At 37.7% G+C, this 24,794-nt stretch carries 19 protein-coding genes; 8 read left to right on the top strand and 11 right to left on the bottom strand.

Annotated elements, in window-relative coordinates:
- Window positions 1-6: 6 nt before the first annotated feature.
- Window positions 7-1,185 (bottom strand): DUF2817 domain-containing protein, encoded by a 1,179-nt coding sequence (locus tag G3I01_RS13975; protein ID WP_219548844.1) that lies wholly within the window; start codon window positions 1,183-1,185, stop codon window positions 7-9.
- Window positions 1,186-1,465: 280 nt separating this feature from the next.
- Between G3I01_RS13975 and G3I01_RS13980 the strand changes: the two genes are divergently transcribed.
- On the top strand, window positions 1,466-1,885 hold the full coding sequence (locus G3I01_RS13980) for a helix-turn-helix transcriptional regulator (protein WP_219548846.1): 420 nt from the start codon (window positions 1,466-1,468) through the stop codon (window positions 1,883-1,885).
- A gap of 31 nt (window positions 1,886-1,916) precedes the next feature.
- Window positions 1,917-2,291, top strand: a complete 375-nt coding sequence (locus G3I01_RS13985; protein WP_219548848.1) for a DNA topoisomerase IV — start codon at window positions 1,917-1,919, stop codon at window positions 2,289-2,291.
- Here the strand turns inward: G3I01_RS13985 and mscL are convergent.
- From mscL to ychF, 5 genes are all read right to left on the bottom strand, one after another.
- A complete protein-coding gene (mscL, locus tag G3I01_RS13990) occupies window positions 2,288-2,734 on the bottom strand; it encodes a large conductance mechanosensitive channel protein MscL (protein ID WP_219548850.1) in 447 nt (148 codons plus the stop codon). The two genes, G3I01_RS13985 and mscL, sit on opposite strands and share 4 nt — an antisense overlap.
- On the bottom strand, window positions 2,734-5,382 hold the full coding sequence (locus G3I01_RS13995; RefSeq protein WP_219548852.1) for a DNA gyrase/topoisomerase IV subunit A: 2,649 nt from the start codon (window positions 5,380-5,382) through the stop codon (window positions 2,734-2,736). The genes mscL and G3I01_RS13995 overlap by 1 nt, the downstream gene beginning before the upstream one ends.
- Window positions 5,382-5,876, bottom strand: coding sequence for a hypothetical protein (locus G3I01_RS14000; RefSeq protein ID WP_219548854.1), 495 nt, complete (start codon window positions 5,874-5,876; stop codon window positions 5,382-5,384). Before G3I01_RS14000 ends, G3I01_RS13995 begins: the two co-directional genes overlap by 1 nt.
- The gene (locus G3I01_RS14005; protein WP_219548856.1) at window positions 5,873-7,735 is read right to left on the bottom strand and encodes a DNA topoisomerase IV subunit B; all 1,863 of its coding nucleotides are present in this window, start codon (window positions 7,733-7,735) and stop codon (window positions 5,873-5,875) included. Before G3I01_RS14005 ends, G3I01_RS14000 begins: the two co-directional genes overlap by 4 nt.
- 262 nt (window positions 7,736-7,997) lie before the next feature.
- Complete coding sequence (ychF, locus tag G3I01_RS14010; protein WP_108171659.1) at window positions 7,998-9,092, bottom strand: redox-regulated ATPase YchF; 1,095 nt, start codon at window positions 9,090-9,092, stop codon at window positions 7,998-8,000.
- 241 nt (window positions 9,093-9,333) lie between these two features.
- Here ychF and G3I01_RS14015 point away from each other — a divergent pair, with 241 nt between their 5' ends.
- Both G3I01_RS14015 and treS read left to right on the top strand, forming a co-directional pair.
- A complete protein-coding gene (locus G3I01_RS14015) occupies window positions 9,334-12,006 on the top strand; it encodes a TonB-dependent receptor (RefSeq protein ID WP_219548858.1) in 2,673 nt (890 codons plus the stop codon).
- Window positions 12,007-12,181: 175 nt separating this feature from the next.
- A complete protein-coding gene (gene treS, locus G3I01_RS14020; protein WP_219548866.1) occupies window positions 12,182-15,496 on the top strand; it encodes a maltose alpha-D-glucosyltransferase in 3,315 nt (1,104 codons plus the stop codon).
- Window positions 15,497-15,499: 3 nt separating this feature from the next.
- Here the strand turns inward: treS and G3I01_RS14025 are convergent, their stop codons facing one another.
- The 3 genes from G3I01_RS14025 to G3I01_RS14035 form a co-directional block, all read right to left on the bottom strand.
- Window positions 15,500-16,696 carry a hypothetical protein gene (locus tag G3I01_RS14025; RefSeq protein ID WP_219548867.1) on the bottom strand — a complete coding sequence of 399 codons (1,197 nt, stop codon included), beginning with the start codon at window positions 16,694-16,696 and terminating at the stop codon, window positions 15,500-15,502.
- Between the two features lie 121 nt (window positions 16,697-16,817).
- A complete protein-coding gene (locus G3I01_RS14030) occupies window positions 16,818-17,558 on the bottom strand; it encodes a class I SAM-dependent methyltransferase (RefSeq protein ID WP_219548869.1) in 741 nt (246 codons plus the stop codon).
- 3 nt (window positions 17,559-17,561) lie between these two features.
- On the bottom strand, window positions 17,562-18,860 hold the full coding sequence (locus G3I01_RS14035) for a serine hydrolase domain-containing protein (protein WP_219548870.1): 1,299 nt from the start codon (window positions 18,858-18,860) through the stop codon (window positions 17,562-17,564).
- Between the two features lie 160 nt (window positions 18,861-19,020).
- Here G3I01_RS14035 and G3I01_RS14040 point away from each other — a divergent pair, with 160 nt between their 5' ends.
- Window positions 19,021-20,301, top strand: coding sequence for a carboxypeptidase-like regulatory domain-containing protein (locus G3I01_RS14040; protein ID WP_219548871.1), 1,281 nt, complete (start codon window positions 19,021-19,023; stop codon window positions 20,299-20,301).
- A gap of 76 nt (window positions 20,302-20,377) precedes the next feature.
- Here the strand turns inward: G3I01_RS14040 and G3I01_RS14045 are convergent, their stop codons facing one another.
- On the bottom strand, window positions 20,378-20,962 hold the full coding sequence (locus G3I01_RS14045) for a T9SS type A sorting domain-containing protein (protein WP_219548872.1): 585 nt from the start codon (window positions 20,960-20,962) through the stop codon (window positions 20,378-20,380).
- Window positions 20,963-21,177: 215 nt separating this feature from the next.
- Here G3I01_RS14045 and G3I01_RS14050 point away from each other — a divergent pair, with 215 nt between their 5' ends.
- Window positions 21,178-22,056, top strand: a complete 879-nt coding sequence (locus G3I01_RS14050) for an AraC family transcriptional regulator (RefSeq protein WP_219548874.1) — start codon at window positions 21,178-21,180, stop codon at window positions 22,054-22,056.
- Window positions 22,057-22,108: 52 nt separating this feature from the next.
- Here G3I01_RS14050 and G3I01_RS14055 read toward each other — a convergent pair whose 3' ends face one another.
- The gene (locus tag G3I01_RS14055) at window positions 22,109-22,462 is read right to left on the bottom strand and encodes a 4Fe-4S dicluster domain-containing protein (RefSeq protein ID WP_219548875.1); all 354 of its coding nucleotides are present in this window, start codon (window positions 22,460-22,462) and stop codon (window positions 22,109-22,111) included.
- 140 nt (window positions 22,463-22,602) lie between these two features.
- Between G3I01_RS14055 and G3I01_RS14060 the strand changes: the two genes are divergently transcribed.
- Complete coding sequence (locus G3I01_RS14060; protein WP_219548876.1) at window positions 22,603-23,661, top strand: acyl-CoA reductase; 1,059 nt, start codon at window positions 22,603-22,605, stop codon at window positions 23,659-23,661.
- A 68-nt stretch (window positions 23,662-23,729) separates the two neighbouring features.
- On the top strand, window positions 23,730-24,794 hold the full coding sequence (serC, locus tag G3I01_RS14065) for a 3-phosphoserine/phosphohydroxythreonine transaminase (protein ID WP_219548877.1): 1,065 nt from the start codon (window positions 23,730-23,732) through the stop codon (window positions 24,792-24,794).

The raw sequence follows: 24,794 nt of genomic DNA on the forward strand, positions 1-24,794 counted from the left end.
TGTCAATTAATTGGATATATATTGATATTTAACCTGTATTTTCTCGTTATTTAAGATAATTTTATTAACTACAACGTTTTCGTCGAGTTCAACCCCATTAGGCAATTTAATTTCCGCTCCAGCCGCATCTATTTCTCTATGAGGATATTTTGAAATATTCTCCTGGATTTTTTCTACTACAGGTACAAAATCTATCTTCCCGCCCTTTAAAATCTCCTTGAACTGGATACTCACATCTTTAATACCATCTCTAAACTTCGCCCTTCTAATAATTACATCATTAAAAAGCTTCTGATTTTCCGGAATCTTAAAATATGACTCATAGTCTGCAATTTCATAAGCACCTACCGCAATTTGATAGATACAGGAAATCAATGCTTTGAAAACATATTTTCTACTAACCTCCCTTTCATAATCACCCGGGAAATGTCCCGCTTCAAAAAGTACTGTAGGAACTGAAAGATGCTGAAATGTATCCCCTGCACAATTAATATTAAACGCATCATCATACCTCCCTATTCTGCCAGGCAGCTCATTTGAAAGATCTTCCGCAATACCGGCGATCAAACTCATGCTTTGCTTCCTGAAATCATCTATGCTTCGCTCCTTATCTTTAGAAGGAGTTAAAAAAGATAAAGTTGCCGGTTCAGCTACCTCTCCTGCACTAAAAATTGTACGCTGATCATGCAGGTTTAAACAAAAATTGGGATTAAACCGGTGAAATTGCTCCATCAAAATCCTACTCTCGGGCTGACTAAGGTCCTGCATATCGCGATTAAGATCAACCTCATTAGAATTAACCCGGGTATATGCGGCAGCGCCATCTGGATTTAATATAGGTATGATAATAAAGGTACAGAGATTTAAAATCTCTTCGAAAACCTCATTTCTATCATTTTGAGCAAAAGCATTCAGAAGATCGAAAACCGCCTTTGTGGTGGTTCCTTCATTTCCGTGCATTTGAGACCAGGCTAAAATTTTAGTTTTACCACCTCCTAAGGTGATCATGTTAATTGATCTTTCTTCAACCGATCTTCCAATTTCTTCCACAGGATATTTATCAGCCAGTTTTTCTAAAACCAAATTCAGGTCGTCATTTGTAATGTATCGACCTGTAACTTCTTCAAATTTTATTTGAGAATAAAAGTCTTCCTGAAACAGATCTTTAAGCTCTTCATTTTTCATGTTTACAAAACTAAACAATGTATATTTTACAATTGTAAACACCTAAAATTACATTTGTTGTAAACAATTGTAAACACTGATACCAGGCCAGCAACAGTCTACTTTGGAAATAATCCTATCATTTTATTTGACATACCTAAATAATTTATTTTTAGTTATTTAGGTTGTTTTAATTGAAGTGTTTATTTGCATTGTTGTTAATTGTTTACAGATGTAACAGTGTATTCTTGTAAATATTATTTACATTTGTAAATGCAATTCACATCCTAATTATGTTACAATGGTAAACACTGAAAAGTTCGCCTCGCGACTGAATAAGATCCTCGATTTTTATGATCTTTCGGCCGCTGCTTTTGCCGATAAAATTGAAGTTGGGCGCTCCTCTATTTCACATATTTTATCTGGTAGAAACAAACCAAGTCTGGACTTTGTGATGAAGGTTGTACAGAATTTTCCAGAAGTGGAATTGTATTGGTTGCTAAACGGAAAGGGCAAATTTCCGGCAGGTGAAGATTCAAAGAATGAAATCGAGAAACCAAAAATCGAAGAAAAGCCTGCTACTCCCTTATCAAATTATCAACCCACTCAAAATTTTTCGCAGGAACAACCTACCAATTTTCCGTCTGAAAGATCTGGAAAGGAAATCAAGAAGATCGTTATTTTTTATACTGATGGAAGTTTTGAAGCCTTCGAAAATTGATTATTCCGCCTAAATTGAATTATTTTGCGGTATGAAGAAAATAACCGTCTTATTCAGCTTATTGCTTTTATGCTCCTGCTTCAACGCTGAAAGAAATTGTAAGGATTTTAGAACAGGGACTTACGAATTTGAGAGTTTTATCAACGGTGAATTAGTGACTTCCCGTTTTATTAGAAATGATAGTATAGAGATTGAGAAATTTCAGGGTAAGACAGATACTTCCAGTGTTCGCTGGATTAATGATTGTGAATACATTCTTAGAAATACCAACCCTGCAGGTATGGCTGAAGAAAAGCCGATACACATTAAAATACTTACTACAACCAAAGATGGTTATACATTTGAGTACGGACAGGTAGGCAGCTCAAAAAAGGCCAAAGGAAAAGTAAAGAAGGTTTCTAACTAACCCTGTCTTTCCCTTAGAAGTTTATTCTGCTCTTCCATCTTATCATTTAAACTGGAAAGCAGCTCAATATCTTTAGGAGTGACCACTTTAGTATTCTTTGGATCCTGTGCCTTATTACGGAAACGGTTCATAAACTTCACTACCAGGAATACTACAAAACCAATAACCAGAAAGTCTATGAGTGTTTCTATTAAAAGTCCGTATCCAATAGAAACTTCCTCTACAAAATTTGCATCTCCCTCAATTCCTGAGGAATCCTGTAGAATAATTTTCCTGTCGGCATAATTTACACCATTGGTAAGCATACTAAGTGGCGGCATGATCACCTGCTTTACCAGCACATCCACCACTTTATTAAAGGCGGTACCAATGATGATACCCACCGCCATGTCTATCATATTGCCTTTTACGGCAAATTCTTTAAACTCCTTAAATATTCCCATTACTCATCAAAAAGAGATGGTTGCCCATCAGAATTCTTTCCTTTTTCAGGTGCTTTGATCTTACCTGATTTTATATCCTCCCCGCTGATTTCTCCGTTTCCATCAGAATCTTCTTCTTCATTTTCATCATCCTCATTTTCCGGTTCCTCGTACGGCATTGGATCCAAAAGATTTATCTGGTTCACTTTTTCTGAAGTCAGCTGGTTTCCTAAAGCTTTGATCCCTTTAACTGCAATAAACTCAGCGAGGTTCACCTCTTCATTCTCCCTGCGCTCTTTTCCTTTTGGCTTGGTATACACAATTTCCGCCATTGGATAATAATCTGTGGAGACCAGTTCCAGGAACGAATCATCATGTTCTGAAATAAATTTTTCTTCCTTGTCTGGATGCTCAATGATGAAACGTTTCACATAATAACGCTCCTTTTCAGGCTCCCAGTAAATTGCCGAAACCGGTTTGTCTTTTACCCATTTTTCCAGAACAATGATTTCATCATCGAACCTGGTAGTAAGCTCTGGTTTAATAGTTTTCACCACACCGTCCTGGGTAATGACCAACAATCTGTCTTCGCCTTTAAATTCACCAAGTAGTTCGCCGCGATCATCAACATTAAGTCTTTTCACAGTATCATCGAACCAGATCCTACGTGGTTTCAAGGTTGAAACCCCTTCCTCCTTCATCTCGATGCGTTTTACAGAATACTTAGTGACAATATTTCCTTTTACGTTTCGGCCTTTGATAAGGACATCTGCAAAATCAAGGTCGAATTTAACCTTTCTAATGCTTCCCACCTGTCTCAGTAATACGGTAACCACTTCTGCCTCACCATTAGGGTTTGCAGAGAAATAAAGGACTTTAGAATCCTTTTTACCCTGGCTTAGATCATATTCGCGATCCCTGGTTACCGAAGTTACCGCAAAACGTTTCACATAAGTATTTCCAGCTTTTCCGTCACGATACACCATATTGTAAATAGTGCGCTTATCTTTCTTCTTGAAAATAGCAACGTGAATAATATCCTTTCCTATAAAGGTTTTACTATCCACTTTGGTGACCATCATCTTACCATCTGCCGTAAAACAGATGACATCATCGATATCTGAACAGTCAGTAACATACTCATCCTTTTTCAGGGCGGTACCAACAAAACCTTCAGCCCGGTTTACATAAAGCTTGGTGTTTCTTATAACTACCTTCGTAGCTTCAATATCTTCGAAAAGTCTAAGTTCCGTTTTTCTTTCTCTTCCCGTTCCGTAGTCTTTCTTTAGTTTTTTGAAATAATCTATCGCGAAGTCCACGATATTATCCAGGTGATGTTTCACCTGTGCAATTTCTCCTTCTAAAGCATCGATCTTTTGTTGCGCCTTATCTATATCGAATTTTGAAATTCTTTTGATTCGAATTTCTGTCAGTCTCACGATATCCTCTTCGGTTACCGCTCTTTTTAAATGTTTTGTGTGAGGTTTTAAACCTTTATCTATCGCCGCGATCACGCCTTCCCATGTTTCTTCTTCTTCTATATCACGATAAATACGATTTTCAATAAAGATCCTTTCCAAAGATGCGAAATGCCATTGTTCTTCGAGCTCATCTAATTTTATCTCGAGTTCACGTTTAAGCAAATGCAACGTATGATCTGTAGATCTTCTAAGAACCTCAGAAACTCCCAGGAATATCGGCTTATGATCTATGATCACACAACCTAGTGGCGCTAAAGAATTTTCACATTGGGTGAAAGCGTAAAGCGCATCAATGGTTTTATCTGGAGATATATTATTTGGCAAATGGATAAGGATTTCAACTTCAGCAGCTGTATTATCCTCGATCTTCTTGACCTTGATCTTACCTTTGTCGTTCGCCTTTAGAATTGAATCTATCAAGCTGGAAGTATTTGTTCCATAAGGAATCTCATTGATCACCAGCGTATTCTTATCCAGCTGATTGATCTTAGCCCTTATTCTTACTCTACCCCCACGTTTCCCGTCATTGTAATTGGAAACATCTGCAATTCCGCCAGTTGGGAAATCAGGGAAAAGTTTAAAACTTTTTCCTTTCAGATGTAAAATGGAAGCATCTATAAGTTCATTAAAGTTATGCGGAAGAAATCTTGTACTCAATCCAACGGCAATACCTTCTGCTCCCTGTGCTAGTAGCATAGGAAATTTCACCGGAAGATTCACCGGTTCTTTCTTTCTACCATCGTAAGAAAGTTGCCATTCGGTAAGTTTAGGACTAAAAAGGACCTCTAAAGCGAATTTTGATAGTCGTGCCTCGATATAACGGGGAGCTGCTGCCCGGTCACCTGTAAGAATATTTCCCCAGTTACCCTGGGTATCTATCAGGATATCCTTCTGGCCAATCTGAACCATGGCATCACCAATACTGGCGTCACCATGAGGGTGATATTGCATGGTATGACCCACGATATTCGCCACCTTGTTGTACCGACCGTCATCAAGATCCTTCATGGAATGCATGATACGTCGCTGCACAGGTTTAAATCCGTCTTCGATTGCAGGTACTGCCCGTTCCAGGATCACGTATGAAGCATAATCCAGGAACCAGTCTTTGTACATGCCGGTTACCTTAATAAGTTCTTCTTTACTTTCAAACTGCTCTTCCTGAGCTCCTTCTTGGTTTTCTTCCATTAGGCAGTAACTTTAGGAGTGGTTTCTAATACCTTGTTCAAGGAATCCACCATCCCTCTTTTCTTTTTTCGGGTTAAAAATGTAGTATTGAATGTATATTTTCTATAGCCTTTTTTTCTTCTGGAACTAATGTAAATGGTTAGAGCAGAATAAATACCATAATCCACGAACTTGAATTTCCCTAGTTTTCGCTTAGGAAATTCAGCCTTCTTTACACGATATTCCATGAATTTAGAAAAAAAGACCCCATTATTCTTAAAATTCAAAGTCTCACCATCACTATCAAAATCAAATGACTGGCCTATCTTATGTATATATAATCCAATTAATAAGGTTACGATATTGGGAACAAAATGGCTAAAACTTAACTCCTGTTCGGTTTCAGAAGAAGCCATGATCTCAATATTCACAAATACGTTGGTGACAAATACCGCTACCAGAACGATATAAATAGACGGTATTATTTTGACCTCATTTCTATTGGTAAATCTCATATTCCAAGTTCTTCAACCAGGTCAAGTTCAAATTTCAGGTTTTCGATAATAAATTCCTGACGGTCTGGTGTGTTCTTACCCATATAGAAACTCAGCATTTCTTCGATAGACTTGTCTTTGTCTAACATCACGGGATCTAAACGAATATTTTCACCAATAAAATGAACGAATTCATCCGGTGAAATTTCACCCAAACCTTTAAATCGGGTGATCTCAGGTTTACCCGAAAGTTTCTCAATAGCCTGCTTGCGCTCCATTTCGCTGTAACAATAAATGGTTTCTTTCTTGTTACGGACTCTAAATAATGGAGTTTGCAGTATATATAAATGGTTTTCCTTGATAAGTTCAGGGAAGAACTGAAGGAAAAATGTGATCAATAAAAGACGAATATGCATTCCATCAACATCGGCATCGGTCGCGATCACAATATTGTGATATCTCAGATCTTCCAAAGACTCTTCAATATTCAGTGCCGCTTGCAGCAGGTTGAACTCTTCATTTTCGTAAACGATCTTTTTGGAAAGACCATAACTATTAAGCGGTTTACCCTTTAAACTGAAAACTGCCTGGGTAACCACATCCCTACTTTTGGTAATGGATCCACTCGCAGAATCACCCTCGGTAATAAAAAGAGTAGTTTCAAGACAACGCTCATGCTTGCTATCGCCAAGATGAACACGGCAATCCCGTAATTTCTTATTATGAAGACTGGCCTTTTTAGCCCTGTCTTTCGCAAGTTTTCTAATTCCGGAAAGATCCTTACGCTCTCTTTCAGCTTGAAGTATCTTGCGCTGAAGATTCTCAGCTGTTTCAGGATTTTTATGAAGGTAATTATCCAGATGCCTTTTTACGAAATCATTGATATAAGTTCTTACCGTAGGTAATTCTCCACCCATATCTGTAGAACCTAGTTTCGTTTTCGTCTGACTTTCGAAAACCGGTTCCATTACTTTTATACTGATGGCAGCAACAATAGATTTCCTAATGTCACTTGCCTCATAATTCTTTCCGTAGAATTCACGAATAGTTTTAACCACAGCCTCTCTAAAAGCGGCCAGGTGGGTACCTCCTTGGGAAGTATTCTGACCATTCACAAAAGAATGATATTCCTCGCTATACTGAGATTTACTGTGAGTGATCGCTGCTTCAATATCCTCACCTTTAAGATGAATAATAGGATAAAGCATATCATCTTCATGAATACTATCTCCCAGAAGATCTTTCAATCCATTTTCAGAATAGAACTTTTCTCCATTAAAAACTATGGTTAATCCCGGGTTGAGATAAACATAGTTCTTAAGCATTTTCTCGATATACTCATTTCTGAACTTATAATTCTTGAAAATCGCTTCATCGGGAATAAAAGTGATCTTGGTTCCTCTTCGTCTGGAAGTTTCATCAAGATGCTCCTCCTCCATTAAATTACCCTGCTCAAATTCGGCAGCGTGACTTTTTGAATCCCTGGAAGATTCCACACGAAAATATGAGGAAAGCGCGTTTACAGCCTTGGTACCAACACCGTTTAGACCTACAGACTTTTTAAAAGCCCTGGTGTCGTATTTCCCACCGGTATTCATCTTGGAAACTACATCTACAACCTTTCCAAGAGGTATACCCCTACCAAAGTCACGAACGATGACCCGTTGATTCTGCACAGAGATCTCAATAGTTTTCCCCGCGCCCATCACGAACTCATCAATACTGTTATCTATAACTTCTTTTAAAAGGATATATATCCCATCATCCTGACTAGAACCATCTCCGAGCTTCCCGATATACATTCCGGGACGCATACGAATATGCTCTTTCCAGTCTAATGACCGAATATTATCTTCGGTATATTTAGTATTCTCGCTCATAAGTAGTCATGGAGTTATGGCCTAAATATAAGGCTATAGCTTAAAAATTGAAATAGATAATGCGTAAAGTAATTAACAAAGATTTTAGAATAAATGTTAATTAAGACAACCCAGGCATCTACCCGGGTATAAGATTAAATAATTACCATGCTGAAAATGAGAATTTAGCACAGATTTCATCACCCAAAACAGCCATAAAAATGGTACGGCTTAGACGAAATTTTTTATTTATTATTTCAGTTATTTTTGGAGACCAGGTCTCTTAGACATTGAAACGGAAATGCATTACATCGCCATCTTTAACGATATATTCCTTTCCTTCCACGCGCATCTTACCCGCTTCTTTTACCTTGGCTTCACTTCCAAAATTCACGTAGTCGTCATAGCCAATAACCTCAGCTCGAATAAAGCCTTTTTCAAAATCTGTATGGATCACTCCAGCGGCCTGAGGCGCAGATGCACCTACAGGTATCGTCCAGGCTCTAACTTCTTTTACCCCAGCGGTAAAATAAGTTTGAAGATCTAAAAGTTGGTATGCACCACGGATAAGTTTTGCAGATCCTGGTTCGTCTAACCCTATATCCTGAAGAAACATTTGTCTTTCTTCAAAATCGTCTAATTCGGTAATATCAGCTTCAGTTCCTACAGCAAGCACTAAAACCTCAGCATTTTCATCCTTAACGGCCTCTCTAACTTTTTCTACATGGGCGTTACCTTCTACAGCAGCTCCTTCATCAACGTTACAAACGTACATTACAGGCTTATCTGTAATGAACTGTAATGGAGCGATGAATTCTTTACGCTCATCCTCGGTTAGGTCTATTGCACGAACAGATTTACCAGCTTCCAGTCCTGCCTTTACTTTTAATAAAGCAGCCTCCTCTTTCTGGGCTTCTTTATTACCAGTCTTAGCGGCTCTTTTAACCTTCTCAAGTTTTTTCTCAGTAGTTTCAAGGTCTTTCAACTGAAGCTCCATATCGATAGTTTCCTTATCCCTGATAGGGTCAATAGAACCATCTACGTGCACAATATTGTCATCTTCAAAACATCTTAGAACATGCAGGATCGCATCAGTTTCCCTGATATTCCCAAGAAATTGGTTTCCTAGACCTTCCCCCTTACTTGCTCCTTTCACAAGACCAGCGATATCCACGATCTCTACGGTCGCAGGAACAACCTTTTCAGGATTTACCAATTCTTCCAGTTTCAATAATCTAGGATCAGGAACATTTACAACTCCAACGTTCGGTTCGATAGTACAAAAAGGAAAATTTGCACTTTGGGCCTTAGCATTACTCAAACAGTTAAAAAGTGTTGATTTACCAACGTTAGGTAGTCCTACAATTCCAGCTTTCATATAAAATTATTTAGATGCTTTGTTTTTGCGGCTGCAAAGATAGGTATTATCTAAGAGTATTTCATAATTACTTCTGCTCAATAAATAACAAAACAATTAGAAGAGAATTCGCAAATCTGACCCTCCTGTTTTCCTAATTCAATAATTATTGAACAGTAATTATTGATTATCGCCATTTCATTAATATCGTTAATCATTTTAATTATATTGCTTAATATAATTAACCAAAACACTTAGAAACATGAAGAAGTTTTTACTTTTTATTACAATGTTTTCATTACCCATAATGGTCTTTTCCCAAGATGAGATCACAGGGGTCGTGACAGATAATTCCGGCACACCCCTACCCGGCGTTAATGTATATGAAAAAGGGACCGAGAATGGAACTTCAACCGACTTTGATGGCCAATATACTATCGAAGTAGATCCTGAAGCTACACTTGTTTTTAGTTTTGTAGGATTTGAAGAGCAGGAAGTGGCTGTAAATGGAAGGTCTCAAATAGATGTAACCCTGGCCGATGGAGTTTCTTTAGGGGAAGTTCAACTTGTAGGTTCAAGAAGCCCAAAAAGAGCCTCAACAGATACACCTGTAGCCGTTGACGTTATTGATGTAAGCGAGGTTAACACACAAACTGGTAAAATAGAGATCAACGAGATGCTGCAATATGCCGCACCCTCTTTCAATGCTAACAAACAGTCGGGATCTGATGGGGCCGACCATATAGACCCTGCATCATTAAGAGGTTTAGGACCAGATCAAACTTTAGTACTGGTAAATGGTAAAAGAAGACACCAGTCTTCTCTGATCAATATTTTTGGAACAAGAGGAAGAGGAAATACCGGAACAGATCTTAACGCCATACCTGCCGCATCTATTAAAAGAATAGAAATCCTTAGAGATGGTGCTGCAGCACAGTATGGTTCAGATGCCATTGCCGGGGTGATCAATATCGTTTTAAAAGATGCTGTTGAAGAATTTACCGGAAGCGTTAATTACGGATTCTACAATACGAATGCGGAAGGAGATTTTCCGGAAGGTGCACCAAATACAGATGGAAACAGGTTAGACACAGATAGAGATGGAAATGCCATTGGGGATGATCAAAATTTCGACGGGGGTTCAGTAAAAGTAACCACCAATTATGGTTTTGAAATAGCCGAAGATGGGTACGCTAATTTTACTGTTGAGTATCTGAATAAAAATAAGACGCTTCGTCCCGGATTCGATTTTAGACGTGGTTTTGGTGAAGCCGCAATCGAAGGTGTGAACTTTATGGGAAATTTGGCAATCCCTATCTCAGAAAATACAGAATTCTATGCATTCGGAGGTAGAAATTATAGAGACACAGATGCCTTTGCTTTTACACGAAACAATCCAACGGCAAGAAACGTGGTGAGTGTTTATCCTGATGGTTTTACACCAAGGATCACTTCCATTATCACTGATAATTCGGTAGCCGCAGGTTTTAGAACTAAAACTGAAAGTGGCTGGAATATTGACCTTAGTAATACCTGGGGGAAAAACCTTTTCCATTATTACATAAAAGGAACCATTAACGCTTCTCTTGGAGATATTTCTCCAACAGATTTTGATGCCGGTGGTCATAACTTGAGTCAGAATGTGATCAATTTAGATTTCTCAAAGTATTACGAAGACATGCTGGAAGGAGTAAACTTCGCCTTTGGAGCTGAATACAGAACAGAGAATTTCGAGATCTTCGCTGGAGAAGAAGCTTCATACGCTACCTATGATGTAGATGGAATTCCTATTACAAATCCAGATATACAAATGCAGCCTATAGATCCGGTAACAGGAGATCCAAGACCAGGTGGTTCTCAAGGATTCCCAGGATACGGACCAGATAATGAAGTTGATCGAAGCAGATCTAACGTCTCACTGTATGCAGATGCTGAATTCGAATTTACTGAAGCTTTCCTTTTAGCAGCAGCTGCAAGATTTGAAAACTATAGTGATTTTGGTAGTACTCTTAACGGAAAGTTAGCAGCAAGATTAAAGGCTACAGAGGATATTAATATCAGGGGTTCTGTTAGTACCGGTTTTAGAGCTCCTTCCCTGGCCCAGATCTATTACAACCTTAAGTTCACAAACTTTGTAGGAGGTGAAGCTTTAGAATCTTTATTATCACCAAACAATAGTCCGGTTACGGCCTCTTTCGGAATTGGACCTTTGCAGGAAGAAACGGCTTTAAACGCTTCACTGGGTTTTACAGCAAATTTCGGAAAATTCACTGCTACGGTTGACGGTTATTACATCAATGTTCAGGATCGTATCGTACTAACAGGTAATTTCGATGCTCCACAAATAGATAATGTAGAAGCTGCACAATTCTTCGCTAATGGGGCAGATACTGAAACTGTAGGTCTTGACATTGTTCTTTCCAACGAGTTCAGCTTACGTGAAGGTAAACTAACCACAAGTTTCATAGGTAACTTTAATGACATGACGATCACTGATGTAAAAAATGGTGATCTTGATGAACAGACATTTTTTGGTGAAAGAGATAAGTCATTTTTACTTGCATCAGCTCCTGATAGTAAATTGACCTTAAATCTCATTTATGATATTGAATGGTTTGATGTAGCTTTAGGTTTAACCAGATTTAGTGAAGTTACCCTACTGGACTTTCAGATGTTTGAAGATGTTGCAGATTACGGAAGTCTGGAAAATCAAGTTGCTGCCGCTTCAGATGTATACGATTCTAAAATTGTTACTGATCTTAACTTCGGTTTTAAATTAAATGATGCTCTTAAACTTAATGTAGGAAGCAATAATTTGTTCAATGTTTATCCAGATCAGCAGGATGACTGGACCGAGGCTGGTGGTTACTGGGATGCTGTTCAAATGGGATTTGGAGGAGCATATTACTATGCTAAACTGAATATCAATTTGTAGAATACCTATAGATTAACAGAAGATAAAAGCGGGGATTATTTCCCGCTTTTTTTTGCATTCTCATAAAGTGGTTTACTTAAAATTTGAGTCTTAGTATATTTTTAACTCTGAAAGGCCACATATTTTATAAATTTAAAAGACTAACTCCTGATTTTTAATTATTTAAAACTCTCTTATGGCTAAAAGTTCCAATTCCAAAGAAAATCACTGGTACAAAGACGCAATAATTTACGAACTCCACATTAAGGCCTTTTTTGATAGTAACGGTGACGGAATTGGAGACTTTGAAGGGCTAATGCAGAAACTGGATTACCTGGAAGATCTTGGAGTAACTGCCATCTGGTTATTACCATTTTATCCATCACCACTGCGGGATGATGGGTATGATATCGCAGATTATTATAATATCAATCCCTCCTATGGAAATGTGGAAGATTTCAAGATCTTCCTGAATGAAGCTCATAGCCGCGGATTAAAAGTTATTACCGAGCTGGTGATAAACCATACCTCAGATCAGCATGAATGGTTTCAAAGAGCCAGAAAAGCTCCTGCGGGATCTGAAGAAAGGGAGTATTATGTGTGGAGCGATGATCCACATAAATATAAAGATGCCCGGATAATTTTCACCGATACCGAACCCTCCAACTGGAGTTGGGATGCTGAAGCCCAATCATATTACTGGCATCGCTTTTTCTCGCATCAGCCCGACCTGAATTTTGATAATCCTAAGGTACAGCAGGAAGTTTTCAATATTATGGATTACTGGTGTAAAATGGGAGTAGATGGTTTCAGGCTCGATGCTGTTCCATATTTATTCGAAAGAGAAGACACTAATTGTGAGAATCTTCCACAAACGCATGAATTTCTGAAAAAACTCAGAGCACATGTAGATAAGAATTATGATAACAAATTGCTTCTTGCTGAAGCTAATATGTGGCCTGAAGATTCCGCAGCTTATTTTGGAGATGGAGATGAATGTCATATGAACTACCACTTCCCTATAATGCCTCGTATGTTCATGGCTGTAAAAATGGAAGACCGCTACCCTATTATAGATATTATAGACCAGACCCCGGAGATTCCTGAAAATTGCCAGTGGGGGATCTTCCTTAGAAATCATGATGAACTTACCCTGGAAATGGTAACAGATGAAGAAAGGGATTATATGTATAAGGTTTATACTAAAGATCCTCAGGCCAAGATCAACGTTGGGATAAGACATAGACTGGCTCCGCTACTGGATAATAACCGCAGCAAGATAGAACTCATGAATATGCTCCTATTTTCTTTACCGGGAACACCAATTATCTATTACGGCGATGAGATCGGGATGGGAGATAATTTCTACCTTGGAGATCGTGATGGGGTAAGAACACCTATGCAATGGACGGCAGACCGAAATGCCGGGTTCTCACTTGCAAATCCGCAGAAACTATACCTGCCACTCATCATAGATCCTGAGTATAAATATGAATCTATAAACGTGGAGACCCAGCAAATGATCTCTTCCTCTCTTCTCTGGTGGATGAAGAGGATCATTGGTATGCGTAAAAAATATAAGGCCTTTGGAAGAGGAGATATAGAATTCCTTTCACCATCCAATTCCAAGATCATCGCCTACACCAGGATTTATAAGGATGAAAAGATCCTTGTACTGGGAAATCTTTCCCGTTTTTCACAACCAGCAGAACTGGATCTTGAAGATTTTAAGGGCTATACTCCGGTAGAAGTCTTTAGCCATAACAGATTTCCGAAGATAACAGACAGACCATATCTATTTACCTTATCGCCTTATGGCTATTACTGGTTTGCCCTGGAAGAAGAAAGAGAAAGAGTTGAAGGCGGAAGTAAAATCCCGGTTTTAAAGATCGATAACTGGAATAATCTTTTAAAGAACAGGACCCTTCAAAAATTATCTGGCCAGATCCTTCCTCCATACCTGGAGCACAGAAGATGGTTTGAAAGCGCCGGAAGGACCCTTCAGGAGATCACTGTTAAAGAATCTATTGAGATCAAAATAAAAGATTTGCCAACAAGGATCATTATTCTTGAGGTGACCTATAATGAAGGTTTACCTGAGTTATACCAGCTTCCGGTTTCTTTCGCATCAATAGAAAATGAAAATCTACTTAATGAAATACCCAAGCGTGGGATCATCGCTAAACTAAAAATTGATAAGGAAGAAGGATACTTATTTGATTCGGTTTATGCTGAAGAATTCAGGGATCATTTAATAGAAGGTTTCAGAGGATCAAAAAGATCTAAAACAGCATCTGGAGAATTAGACTTTTCAGCTGAAAAATCCTTGATAAAAGACCTGGATAAAGAACCTAGATCTGAACTGGTGAGCACAGAACACCGGCAAACGATCATCACTTATGATAACGAGCTGATTTTAAAACTCTATAGAAAACTAGATCAAACCTTTAATCCCGATGTTGAGACCATTAAATTCCTGTCCACTAAAACAGATTTCGAAAAGATTTCAAGGTATGCAGGAACGGTAAAATTCAGCCAAAGAAATGGAAAACCATATTTCCTGGGAATGCTTCAGCAAATTATCGAAAACCAGGGAGAAGTGTGGACCCATGTAAAGGATTCTTTGGACCGGTATTTTGAACGGGTACTTACTGCTAAAAAGGATATTGAAATAGAGAAACTGGATGATCATATTACGCTTCCGCTGGGATATGAGGATTTTCCAAAACCTGTTCAGGAAATTACGGGAATTATTCTTCCTGAAAGGATTTATCAATTGGGAGAATTCACTGCCGAACTTCATGATGCCCTTTCACAGCACTCTAAAGAAAAAGATTTTGATAAAGAAGAGTCTTCATTACATTACCAAAGGTCATTATTTTCAGGATTACAGACTTTGACAAGGACAAGTCTGGAGAAATTGAAACAGGTAATCAAAGATCTTCCGGAAGAAACGGCCAAAGAGGCAAAAGAAGTTATTGGTTTGAAAAAAGATATTCTAAATTGTTTTAAGGATATATATGACCATAAGATCTCGGTGATGAAAATAAGAACGCACGGGGATTATCATTTAAGACAGATCCTATGGACAGGTCGAGATTATATCATGAATAGTTTTGAAGGTGACCCATCAAAATCCTTTAGCGAAAGGCGAATAAGGAGATCGGCAATGAGAGATTTAGCTGCCATGATCAGATCTCTTCACTATGCGGCTTATAGCAATATACTTTCTCCGGAATATGACCAGCAACGAAAAGAAGGCGACCTGGAAGATTGGGCTGAAAAATGGCATTATTATATAAGCAGGCTATATATTAAAGGTTACCTGGACAAAGCCGACGCACGGGATTACGTACCTAAAAAACATGGAGACTTTAAGATCCTGATGAATACTTTTTTACTTGAAAAAGCGATTACTGAACTTAATTATGAAATAGAGAATCGCCCTGAATGGATAATTATCCCGTTACGGGGCATCAAGGCGATTCTGGATCATTATAAATCTGATTAGGACTTACTCAACGATGTACATTTCGTTGGAAGCTTTGATGTATTCCTGAGGATTAAAGGTGGATTCGAAACTATTTCTAACCAGGTCAAGTTTCAATTTAACGTTCTTCATCTCATCTTTCAGGAAGGGGTCATTTTGATATTTCTGAATAAGCTTTTCATATTTATCCAGGTTTTCAAGAATCCTGAAAGTTAGCATCCCGAATCTTATCTTTAAGTTCTGGACCGCAAGCATCTGGTCATGGTATTCCTGTTTCCAGTTCTCGGGGTTCGTTTTTCGTTCTTCCACGATATTATTCTCGGCTATTTTAGAAATATCCAGAATGTATTGTGTACGTTTTTTAGCGTCGGTCTCATTGGTGAAGTTCTCATTGAAATCTTTCTTTTTAATATCCAGTATTTCAACCAGGTTATCTTCCATAGCCTTATTTTGAAGCTCCTTAAGTTCATTTAAACTCTTGGTAATCGCCTCCCACTCGGTTTCAATAAGGTCCTTATCATGCGTGAATTGGGCAATAGATGAAGTAAGTTTCAGCATTTTCATGCTCTGGTCTTTCAACTCCTTATCTCTCCTGTTCAAAGATCCAATGAACTGGCTAATTCCGTCAAAAAGACTACCGGCAAACATTCCGGTAAATGGAGTCCCTTTGGCCAGGTCACCGGTTACCTGCAACATGTGATTAAGAGCTTCCAGCCTGGCATCATCTTCCTTCTCTTCAGCTATATAACTTTTAAATTTTCCAAACCATTCCTGGTATCCTTCATAATTCATAGGATTTCCTACAGCATCCAGGGTTGTATAAAATTCCCGGGAGGTATTAAAAAGGTTCAAAGGTTTGATCTCCCTTTCCATAGAAGCAAGATTCAACACTGCTGAACTGTAATTATATTTGTATACGCTAATAGTGTTCTTGTCGATCTCTTCCTGCCTTTCTTCCAGGTATTTTACCCTTTCCAGAAGTTTTTCAACCTTCTCTGAAGCAGAATTAGTATTCTTTATACTCTCATCGAGGTTATTGATCTTGGAATCTATTTCCTTGATCCTGAATTCAAGATTCTGGCTTAGTAAAGATCGTTCCCGGTTCAATTCTTTTAAAACCTGATCTGTCACCGAAGCACTTTGATTATCTGCATATATCTGTGCACTGGCACTATTAAAGCTGATGAAAACAGCCAAAAGGGCGAAGATTATTTTCTTCATAATTAACTTCAATTTTAGTCAACTTGTTTAACGTTTCACAATAAAGCATATTTCATGCCATCAAAATTAAATCAATATTCACAGCCGTTTGAATATCACAGGTTTGAAAAATGTAGAATTTTTAAGCAGGTCTGTCCATTTTCCCCATTCTGAGAAGTATAGGAAAGTTAACTTCGTTACTTTTTCCGAAAGCTTCACGAAGTTCAGATTCTATCAACGAAACTGGATCTCTTCCATTCTCATTTTCGAAATGCTTCACTGCAGACCAGGTACGTAAATAGCCCAATAAATGATCAATACTCCAATGGTAACGCTGCGCAAATTCTGGAGTAGCTATTTCCTTAAATGGAAAAGGGATAGTTTCATAATTTTCATCAAGATATATCCTTTCTTCATCCCAGTATGGACCTATGATATCATTATAAAACCTGGTTATCACCCTCTTGGTCTCTGTATTAGAATAAAAAAGACCGTACCCCATGATCATGACCTTGCCTCCGGGTTTAAGGCATCTTATCACTTCTGAATAAAAAGTATCAAAATTAAACCAGTGAACGGCTTGTGCACTTATTATAAGATCGAACTTGCGGTTAGAAAAGCTGGTCTTTTCAGCAGGCTGGACAGAGTAATGGATATTATCTCTTTTAGCCGCGTTCTTTAATTGATTCTCACTTATATCTGTTGCTTCCACCTTTTTAAAAAACTTTGAAAGCTCCACGGCCACCTGACCGTTTCCTGTGCCACAATCCCAGGCTGTATCGTAAGACGAGAGCTGGGCCTTTATAAAATCATAGACCTCATTTGGATAGGTAGGCCTGTACTGGCTATATTCTTTAGACCTGGTAGAAAAATTATCCTTCAAAACTTAATCTATTATACTGGAAAAAACCATTTGCCTGAATTTCCAACCAGTCTCGTCATTCAACGGTCCCTGGGTTTGCTTCATTAAAATGCCTATAATATCGTTTTTCGGGTCGGCAAAATATTGTGTATTAAAATAACCACCCCAGTCAAAAGTTCCTTCAGGACCCAAACCACCCTTGACCTCTCCTTCTTTGCTCACAACTCCGAAGGCTAAGCCGTAATAATTTTCAGGACCACTAAAAAGATCGCCGGTTTGGTTACTCATTATCATGTTGATAGTTGTTGGACTCAAAATCTGGTTTCCGTTATAATTTCCGCCATTAAGATACATCTGGAGAAATTTAGCATAATCCAGTGCTGTACTGGATAGACCGGCACCACCTGAAAAGAATTTTTTCGCTCCTGTTGCCGGATATTCAGGATCATAAAAAGTTACCGGGTAGTTTACCCATTCATCACCTTCCCGCTTCTGAATTTTCACCAATCTGTCAGCCTTTGATTCCGGCAAATAGAAATAAGTGTCCTGCATATTAAGGGGATCGAAAATTCTATCCTTCAGAAATTCATCAAAAGGCTTTCCGGAAATTACTTCAACAAAATATCCCAGCACATCAAGTCCTTCGGAATACGTGAATTTTTCACCTGGCTCATGATGCAAAGGTAGTTTGGCAAGTTTTTTAATATTTTCTTCAATAGTTACATCGTTTGTGGTAAAAAGATCTACTATACCGGCTTTAGCATAGATTTTCCTGAATCTATCATCTCCATCGATCACACCATAACCAATCCCGGAGGTGTGACTCAATAAATGCCGAATAGTTATTTCCTTATTCGCCGGTATCATTTGAAAACTGGAATCCTGCTCCTTAAAGCTAACCAGCACCTGCTCGTCTTCAAATGCAGGGATATATTTTGAAATAGGATCATCCAGCTTAAATCTCCCTTCTTCCCACAGCATCATAACAGCCGTAGAGGTAATAGCCTTAGTTTGTGATGCGATTCGGAAGATATGATCCTTTTTCAAATCCTTTCCTTCCGCATCTGCTTCACCAAAAGCTTTATGATAGACTATTTTCCCATCTTTCGCTATCAAAGCTACTGCTCCTGGTATTTGATCATTTTCAATTGAAGATGATAACATGTTTCCGATCTTATCGAGTCTTTCTGAAGATACCCCAACACTTTCTGAACTTGCTGCTACCAAACCGGTTTGTGCACGGATGGATAAGATAGAAAAGGTAGAAATGAATAAAAGAAGGTTAAATCCAGAAATGAGCCTTGGTAGTGTTATTTTATGCATAATCAAAAAAGGTTAGTCAAATTTAAAGCATTCTCAATTTAATGCAATAATATTTAAATTTATAACAAACACACACATCAATTTCAAGGTGATTCACATCATTTTATGCCTGAAATTCATTATATTGTATAAGTTTATTCAAACTTAATTAAATTTTACAATGAAAAAATTTGAAGCAATATTAAATGGTAAAACTCACTTCCTGATTTTACTGTTCAGCTTTTTATTCGTCTCCATGCAAAGCTTCGCTTTTCAACCTTCAGACATTAAATTTGTTGAATATAAAGGGGAAGTAGTTAATGCCCGAAATGGTAGGCCGATATCTTCAGCTTACCTTGCCCTTAATAATAGTAATATTTCTACTATTACGAATTCAGACGGAGAATTCTCTCTGAAAGTACCCGAAGATCTTACAGAGGCAACAGTTACTATCTCTGTACTTGGTTTCCAGAGTAAAACCCTTCCTCTTACCTATTTTAAGAGTTCCAACACAAGGATAGAACTTGAGGAAACTGTAGAAGAGCTCACTGAAATTAGTTTATATAAAGCTACGAACCCGGAGTTACTGGTAAGAGAAATGCTCTCTAAAAAGGATGAAAATTATTTAACAGACCAAAGTCTTATGACTGGTTTCTATCGTGAAACCATTAAAAAAGGCTGGAGCAATGTTAGTTTATCTGAAGCTGTGGTGAAAATTTTTAAAAGTCCATATAATTCTACAAAGAAAGACCTAGTATCGCTTTTTAAAGCACGTAAGAGTACAGATTATAATAAACTGGACACTCTTGCACTAAAACTTCGAGGTGGTCCGTTCAATACCTTGTATCTGGATATGATGAAATATACTGAGTATGTATTGAGGCCAGGAATGGTAGAAAGTTATGAATTCTCTTTTGACGACCCGGCAAAGATCAATGACCGTTATACATACGTAGTGAACTTTAAAGAAATTGATGAATCTGACCCTTGGTATTATGGCAAACTTTTTATAGATGCCGAAACCTCTACCCTTGTTAAGGCCGATTATAGCCTGAACGTAGATGACAGGGATGCTGCTGCCGCCATGTTCGTAAAGAAAAAGCCAAATGGTTCTAAGGTCTACCCAACAGAACTCAACTACCAGGTTGATTATGCGCAGGAAGATGGTAAATGGCATTTTGCCTACGGTAAAGCACAAATGGATTATGTGGTTAACTGGAAGCGTAAGATCTTTAACTCTAAATATAAGATAGATAGTGAAATGGTAGTAACCGACTGGCAGGAATATGCCAGTGATGACTGGAAGAAAACTGTTGATCTTATAAATCCGAATATTGTAATGGTAGATGATGTTTCCGGATTCTCAGATTCAGAGTTCTGGGGAAGCAATAATATCATTGAACCAGATAAGTCAATTCAAAATGCGATCGATAAGATCAACCGTAAAATGGATGACAATTAAGAATATTTAAATTGAAAAAGTAAAAAGCCCTTGCGAATCGCAAGGGCTTTTAAATTTGAATTAGCCAAAATTCAATTTATCCAACATCGATCCATTTTGAAAACGTGTTGGTCTTAGTCTTAATTTTTACAATATAACTACCAGAAGGCACTTTTGAAAAATCCAGTTTGCTTTTAACAACCAGGTCATTTGTTCTCAAATTTCCAACGGGCACGCCAAATTTATCAAAAATTTCTATTTCTACCTTATTTTCTTCAGGATTTGAAAGGCAAATAGATACCTGATCTCCTGAAACCCTATATAAAGGCTTGAAATCTAATCTGTAAGCAGTATCATCTATACTTAAATTCGAACCATCTTTTGTGATGGTTGAAAAAGAAACGCTGTGTTCCTTATCGAATATCAAAGTATATTTTCCATCTTCCAGACGATTAAAATCAAAAACCTTGGTGAAAGTGTCTTCATTAAAGAACTTGTCTTTATACACGATCTCTCCGGTTTCATCAAGAAGGCTAAGCATTGCCCCCTGCTCGAGTCTCTGAACCTCAACAATTAGATTTTGCTGATTATTCACTTTCAGGTCTAATCCGTCTGACGCATTAACTGAAATGGCCATCATAAAAAGAAAAGCCGTAATTAATTTTTTGAATGTCTTTTTCATAATCTTAAGTTTTAAGTTAGAACTGCGATTAAAATTCAATTAAAACTAGGTATAAAGAAGGCTCAATGATAGTACGCAATGAACAAGATTGTGTTATATATTAACATCAATTACAGCAGTGAAAACGTTTTCGGTTAATTTTACACATATTACAGATAATTTTGTAATACCTTTAAATAGTGATCCAAACTAAATTTATAGGAAAAATGGGATATATGGGAACAGGTAACAAACCTACTCTGGAAAAGATAGAACCGGGATTTGGAAGTTCTTTTTCCTATAGGACTTACTATAGTGATCCAGATCACAAAAAGCCAACTTTCTGGCATTACCATCCTGAGATCGAACTGGTTTATGTAAATAAAGGATGTGGTAAACGGCAAATAGGTAGCCACATATCCTATTATAGAAATGGTGATCTTATACTAATTGGTTCTTTATTACCTCATTGTTCGTTCACAGACAGCCTTACCGGCCATGAACGGGAATCTGTACTACAGTTCAAAGAGAGTTTCCTGGGTTATGATTTCTTCGAATCTTCAGAAATGACTGGGATTAAAAATTTATTGGAACGTGCTAAAAAAGGAATTGTATTTCATGGTGATACCAAACGGAGGATTGGTGCCAAAATAGAAAGCTTAAAAGACAAGGATCCATTTTCCAGATTAATAGGTTTACTACAGGTTTTAAAAATGCTGGAAAAAGCTGAAAAATATACTATTCTCAATGCCGGCGGTTTTGTATTGGAAACCTCCTTGCAGGATAATGACAGAATAAATATTATTTTCAATTTTGTAAAACAGGAATTTACCAGACCAATTAGTCTTGACGAGATAAGTGAAAAGGTTAGTATGACCAACCCGGCCTTCTGCAGGTATTTTAAAAAGATAACTGGCAAAACCTTTACCAGGTTCGTGAATGAATACAGGCTGGCACATGCCGCCAAACTATTACATGAAAAACAGATAAGTATTACTGATGTTTCCTTTGAGAGCGGATTTAATAATTTCAGTCATTTCAATAAACAGTTCAAGGCATTCACGGGGAAATCACCTTCCACCTATAGAAATGAATTAAAGTTCAGTGTTTCGTAAAAAAAATCCCGCTTATCTCTGAGCGGGATTTTCTTATAATATATAATTAAAATTATTCGTCGTGGTGCATAAAACGCTGTTTAGCAAGTAACTCCTCCTCTGTTTCCACATGATCTTCATCTGGAACACAACAATCTACAGGACATACTGCGGCACACTGAGGTTCTTCATGAAAACCTTTACACTCGGTACATTTATCTGGAACAATATAATATATCTCATCACTAACAGGTTCCTGTGCTTCATTTGCGTCGGCTTCTTTCCCATTTGGTAAAACTACATTACCCTCAAGGTCGGTACCATCGGCATATCTCCAGTCATCTGCTCCTTCATAAATTGCGGTATTCGGGCATTCCGGCTCACAGGCCCCGCAGTTTATGCATTCATCGGTTATTACAATTGCCATAGCTCTTCTTTTATTTGTAAATTTAAAAACACAACGAAAAAAGACCGTAGCTTTTAGGAAATTTTATGGTTTTAAGCTCTGGAAACTTTAATTTCGCTGCACAAATTTAACATAGGCCACATTCATAACCAAATTAGACGATGACAATCGACGACCATAAATCACATCTTACAACTTTAGGGAAATTTCTTCACCAATTTCAGCTTACCGAATCGGTAAAAAATAATGATCTGCCAGGTAATGATAAATTCTTTGCAGAGATGGAAGAAAAGATAGATTCTGCTATTCATTATAATGGCTGGTTCAACCGTGAAAATATCATCTTTTCCCTGCAACAATGGAGTGAAGCTTTAACTCCAAGGAATTTAAAACTGTGGCTGGACAGTTATAAACTTTCTGATAGTGGAGGAAAAACCGTTGGCATTGTGATGGCTGGAAACATACCTCTGGTTGGATTTCATGATTTTATATCTGTCCTGGTCTCCGGCCATAAGGTATTAGTGAAACAGTCCAGTAACGATCAACAACTACTTCCTGTAATCGCCGCTTATCTAATGCATCTGGATAAACGCTACGAAGAACGTATCAGTTTTACAAAAGAAAAACTGGAAGATTTTGATGCGGTCATAGCTACGGGTAGCAATAATACGGCAAGGTATTTTGAGTATTACTTTAAGGGTAAACCTAATATTATTAGAAAGAATAGAAATTCAGTCGCTATACTCACCGGTAATGAGACAAAAGAAGACCTGGAAAAGCTAGGTGAAGATATTTTCAGATATTATGGTCTTGGCTGCAGAAATGTTTCTAAACTTTATGTGCCGGAAAAATATGATTTCGATAGTTTCTTTAAAGCAATTAACGAATGGAATCCTCTGATAAATCAGAATAAATATGCTAATAACTATGATTATAATAAGGCTGTTTATTTAATAAGTGAATTCAAAATTTTGGACAACGGTTTCCTGATCTTAAAGGAGGATGAGAATTTTGGTTCACCTATCGCCTCTTTATTCTATGAAACCTATCTGAACGAAAAGGATCTGGAAAAAAAACTTGAGGAAAATTCAGATAATATTCAGTGTATCGTAAAGAAAAATTCGAATAAGAACCAAGTTACTTTTGGCCAAACTCAGAAACCAGAGCTTTGGGATTATGCAGACAACGTAGATACTATTGAATTCCTCTCTAAAATTTAATCTTATAATTTCCCTAACAGCAAATGCTTTGAAAAATTGGCATCTTTGTTTTAACCAACTATAAATTTATGAAAAAGCACAATTTTAGCGCAGGTCCCTGCATCTTACCGCAAGAGGTATTCAAGGAGGCCTCTCAGGCTATTTTAGATTTTAATAATTCAGGCTTATCAATTTTAGAAATATCCCACCGTAGTGCAGATTTTGTAGCGGTAATGGAGGAAGCTCGTACTTTAGCCCTCGAATTACTTGGCTTAAATGACAAAGGTTACAAAGCGCTTTTTCTACAAGGAGGTGCAAGTACGCAGTTTTTAATGACCGCCTATAACTTGCTTGAAAAAAAGGCAGCTTATCTTAATACGGGTACCTGGTCTTCTAAAGCGATTAAAGAAGCGAAATTATTTGGAGATGTAGTAGAAGTAGCTTCCTCAAAGGATAAGAATTTCAATTATATTCCAAAATCCTATGCTATTCCAGACGATGCAGATTATTTTCATTGTACAAGCAATAACACCATTTTCGGAACTCAAATGAAAGAATTCCCTGCGACTAACAAGCCAATGGTTTGTGATATGAGTAGTGATATTTTTTCCAGGGAAATGGATTTTTCAAAATTTGATCTTATTTATGCAGGTGCCCAGAAAAATATGGGGCCAGCTGGTACCACGTTGGTGATAGTTAAGGACGATATTCTTGGTAAGGTCTCCAGGGAGATTCCTTCGATGATGGACTATGCAGTTCACATTGGCAAAGACAGTATGTTCAACACTCCTGCAGTTTATGCGGTTTACGTCTCTTTGCTCACCTTAAGATGGATCAAGGAGCAAGGAGGAATAAAAGCCATGGAAGAAAAGAATAATCAAAAGGCTGAACTCATTTATAACGAAATTGACAGAAATCCATTATTCAAAGGTTTTGCCGCTAAAGAAGATCGTTCTGCCATGAACGCTACTTTTAATCTGGTTGATGAATCTCATAAGGAAACATTTGATAAAATGTGGAAAGATGCCGGGGTGAATGGACTGAATGGTCACAGAAGCGTTGGAGGTTACCGGGCTTCTATGTATAACGCCCTAAGTCTTGAAAGTGTTAAGGTTGTGGTCGAATTAATGAAAGAATTAGAAACAAGAAGCTAG

It is taken from the genome of Gramella sp. MT6 (assembly GCF_019357415.1).
In the GTDB taxonomy this organism is placed as follows: domain Bacteria; phylum Bacteroidota; class Bacteroidia; order Flavobacteriales; family Flavobacteriaceae; genus Christiangramia.

Bases quoted from the DNA above. Each gene is read 5' to 3' on its own strand.
- G3I01_RS13995 (WP_219548852.1), bottom strand. From the start codon at position 5,382: ATGGAAGAAAACCAAGAAGGAGCTCAGGAAGAGCAGTTTGAAAGTAAA.
- G3I01_RS14035 (WP_219548870.1), bottom strand. From the start codon at position 18,860: ATGCATAAAATAACACTACCAAGGCTCATTTCTGGATTTAACCTTCTT.
- G3I01_RS14025 (WP_219548867.1), bottom strand. From the start codon at position 16,696: ATGAAGAAAATAATCTTCGCCCTTTTGGCTGTTTTCATCAGCTTTAAT.
- G3I01_RS14040 (WP_219548871.1), top strand. From the start codon at position 19,021: ATGAAAAAATTTGAAGCAATATTAAATGGTAAAACTCACTTCCTGATT.
- G3I01_RS14050 (WP_219548874.1), top strand. From the start codon at position 21,178: ATGGGAACAGGTAACAAACCTACTCTGGAAAAGATAGAACCGGGATTT.
- G3I01_RS14060 (WP_219548876.1), top strand. From the start codon at position 22,603: ATGACAATCGACGACCATAAATCACATCTTACAACTTTAGGGAAATTT.
- G3I01_RS14045 (WP_219548872.1), bottom strand. From the start codon at position 20,962: ATGAAAAAGACATTCAAAAAATTAATTACGGCTTTTCTTTTTATGATG.
- treS (WP_219548866.1), top strand. From the start codon at position 12,182: ATGGCTAAAAGTTCCAATTCCAAAGAAAATCACTGGTACAAAGACGCA.
- G3I01_RS14055 (WP_219548875.1), bottom strand. From the start codon at position 22,462: ATGGCAATTGTAATAACCGATGAATGCATAAACTGCGGGGCCTGTGAG.
- G3I01_RS14015 (WP_219548858.1), top strand. From the start codon at position 9,334: ATGAAGAAGTTTTTACTTTTTATTACAATGTTTTCATTACCCATAATG.
- G3I01_RS14005 (WP_219548856.1), bottom strand. From the start codon at position 7,735: ATGAGCGAGAATACTAAATATACCGAAGATAATATTCGGTCATTAGAC.
- ychF (WP_108171659.1), bottom strand. From the start codon at position 9,092: ATGAAAGCTGGAATTGTAGGACTACCTAACGTTGGTAAATCAACACTT.
- serC (WP_219548877.1), top strand. From the start codon at position 23,730: ATGAAAAAGCACAATTTTAGCGCAGGTCCCTGCATCTTACCGCAAGAG.
- G3I01_RS13980 (WP_219548846.1), top strand. From the start codon at position 1,466: ATGGTAAACACTGAAAAGTTCGCCTCGCGACTGAATAAGATCCTCGAT.
- G3I01_RS13975 (WP_219548844.1), bottom strand. From the start codon at position 1,185: ATGAAAAATGAAGAGCTTAAAGATCTGTTTCAGGAAGACTTTTATTCT.
- G3I01_RS13985 (WP_219548848.1), top strand. From the start codon at position 1,917: ATGAAGAAAATAACCGTCTTATTCAGCTTATTGCTTTTATGCTCCTGC.
- mscL (WP_219548850.1), bottom strand. From the start codon at position 2,734: ATGGGAATATTTAAGGAGTTTAAAGAATTTGCCGTAAAAGGCAATATG.
- G3I01_RS14000 (WP_219548854.1), bottom strand. From the start codon at position 5,876: ATGAGATTTACCAATAGAAATGAGGTCAAAATAATACCGTCTATTTAT.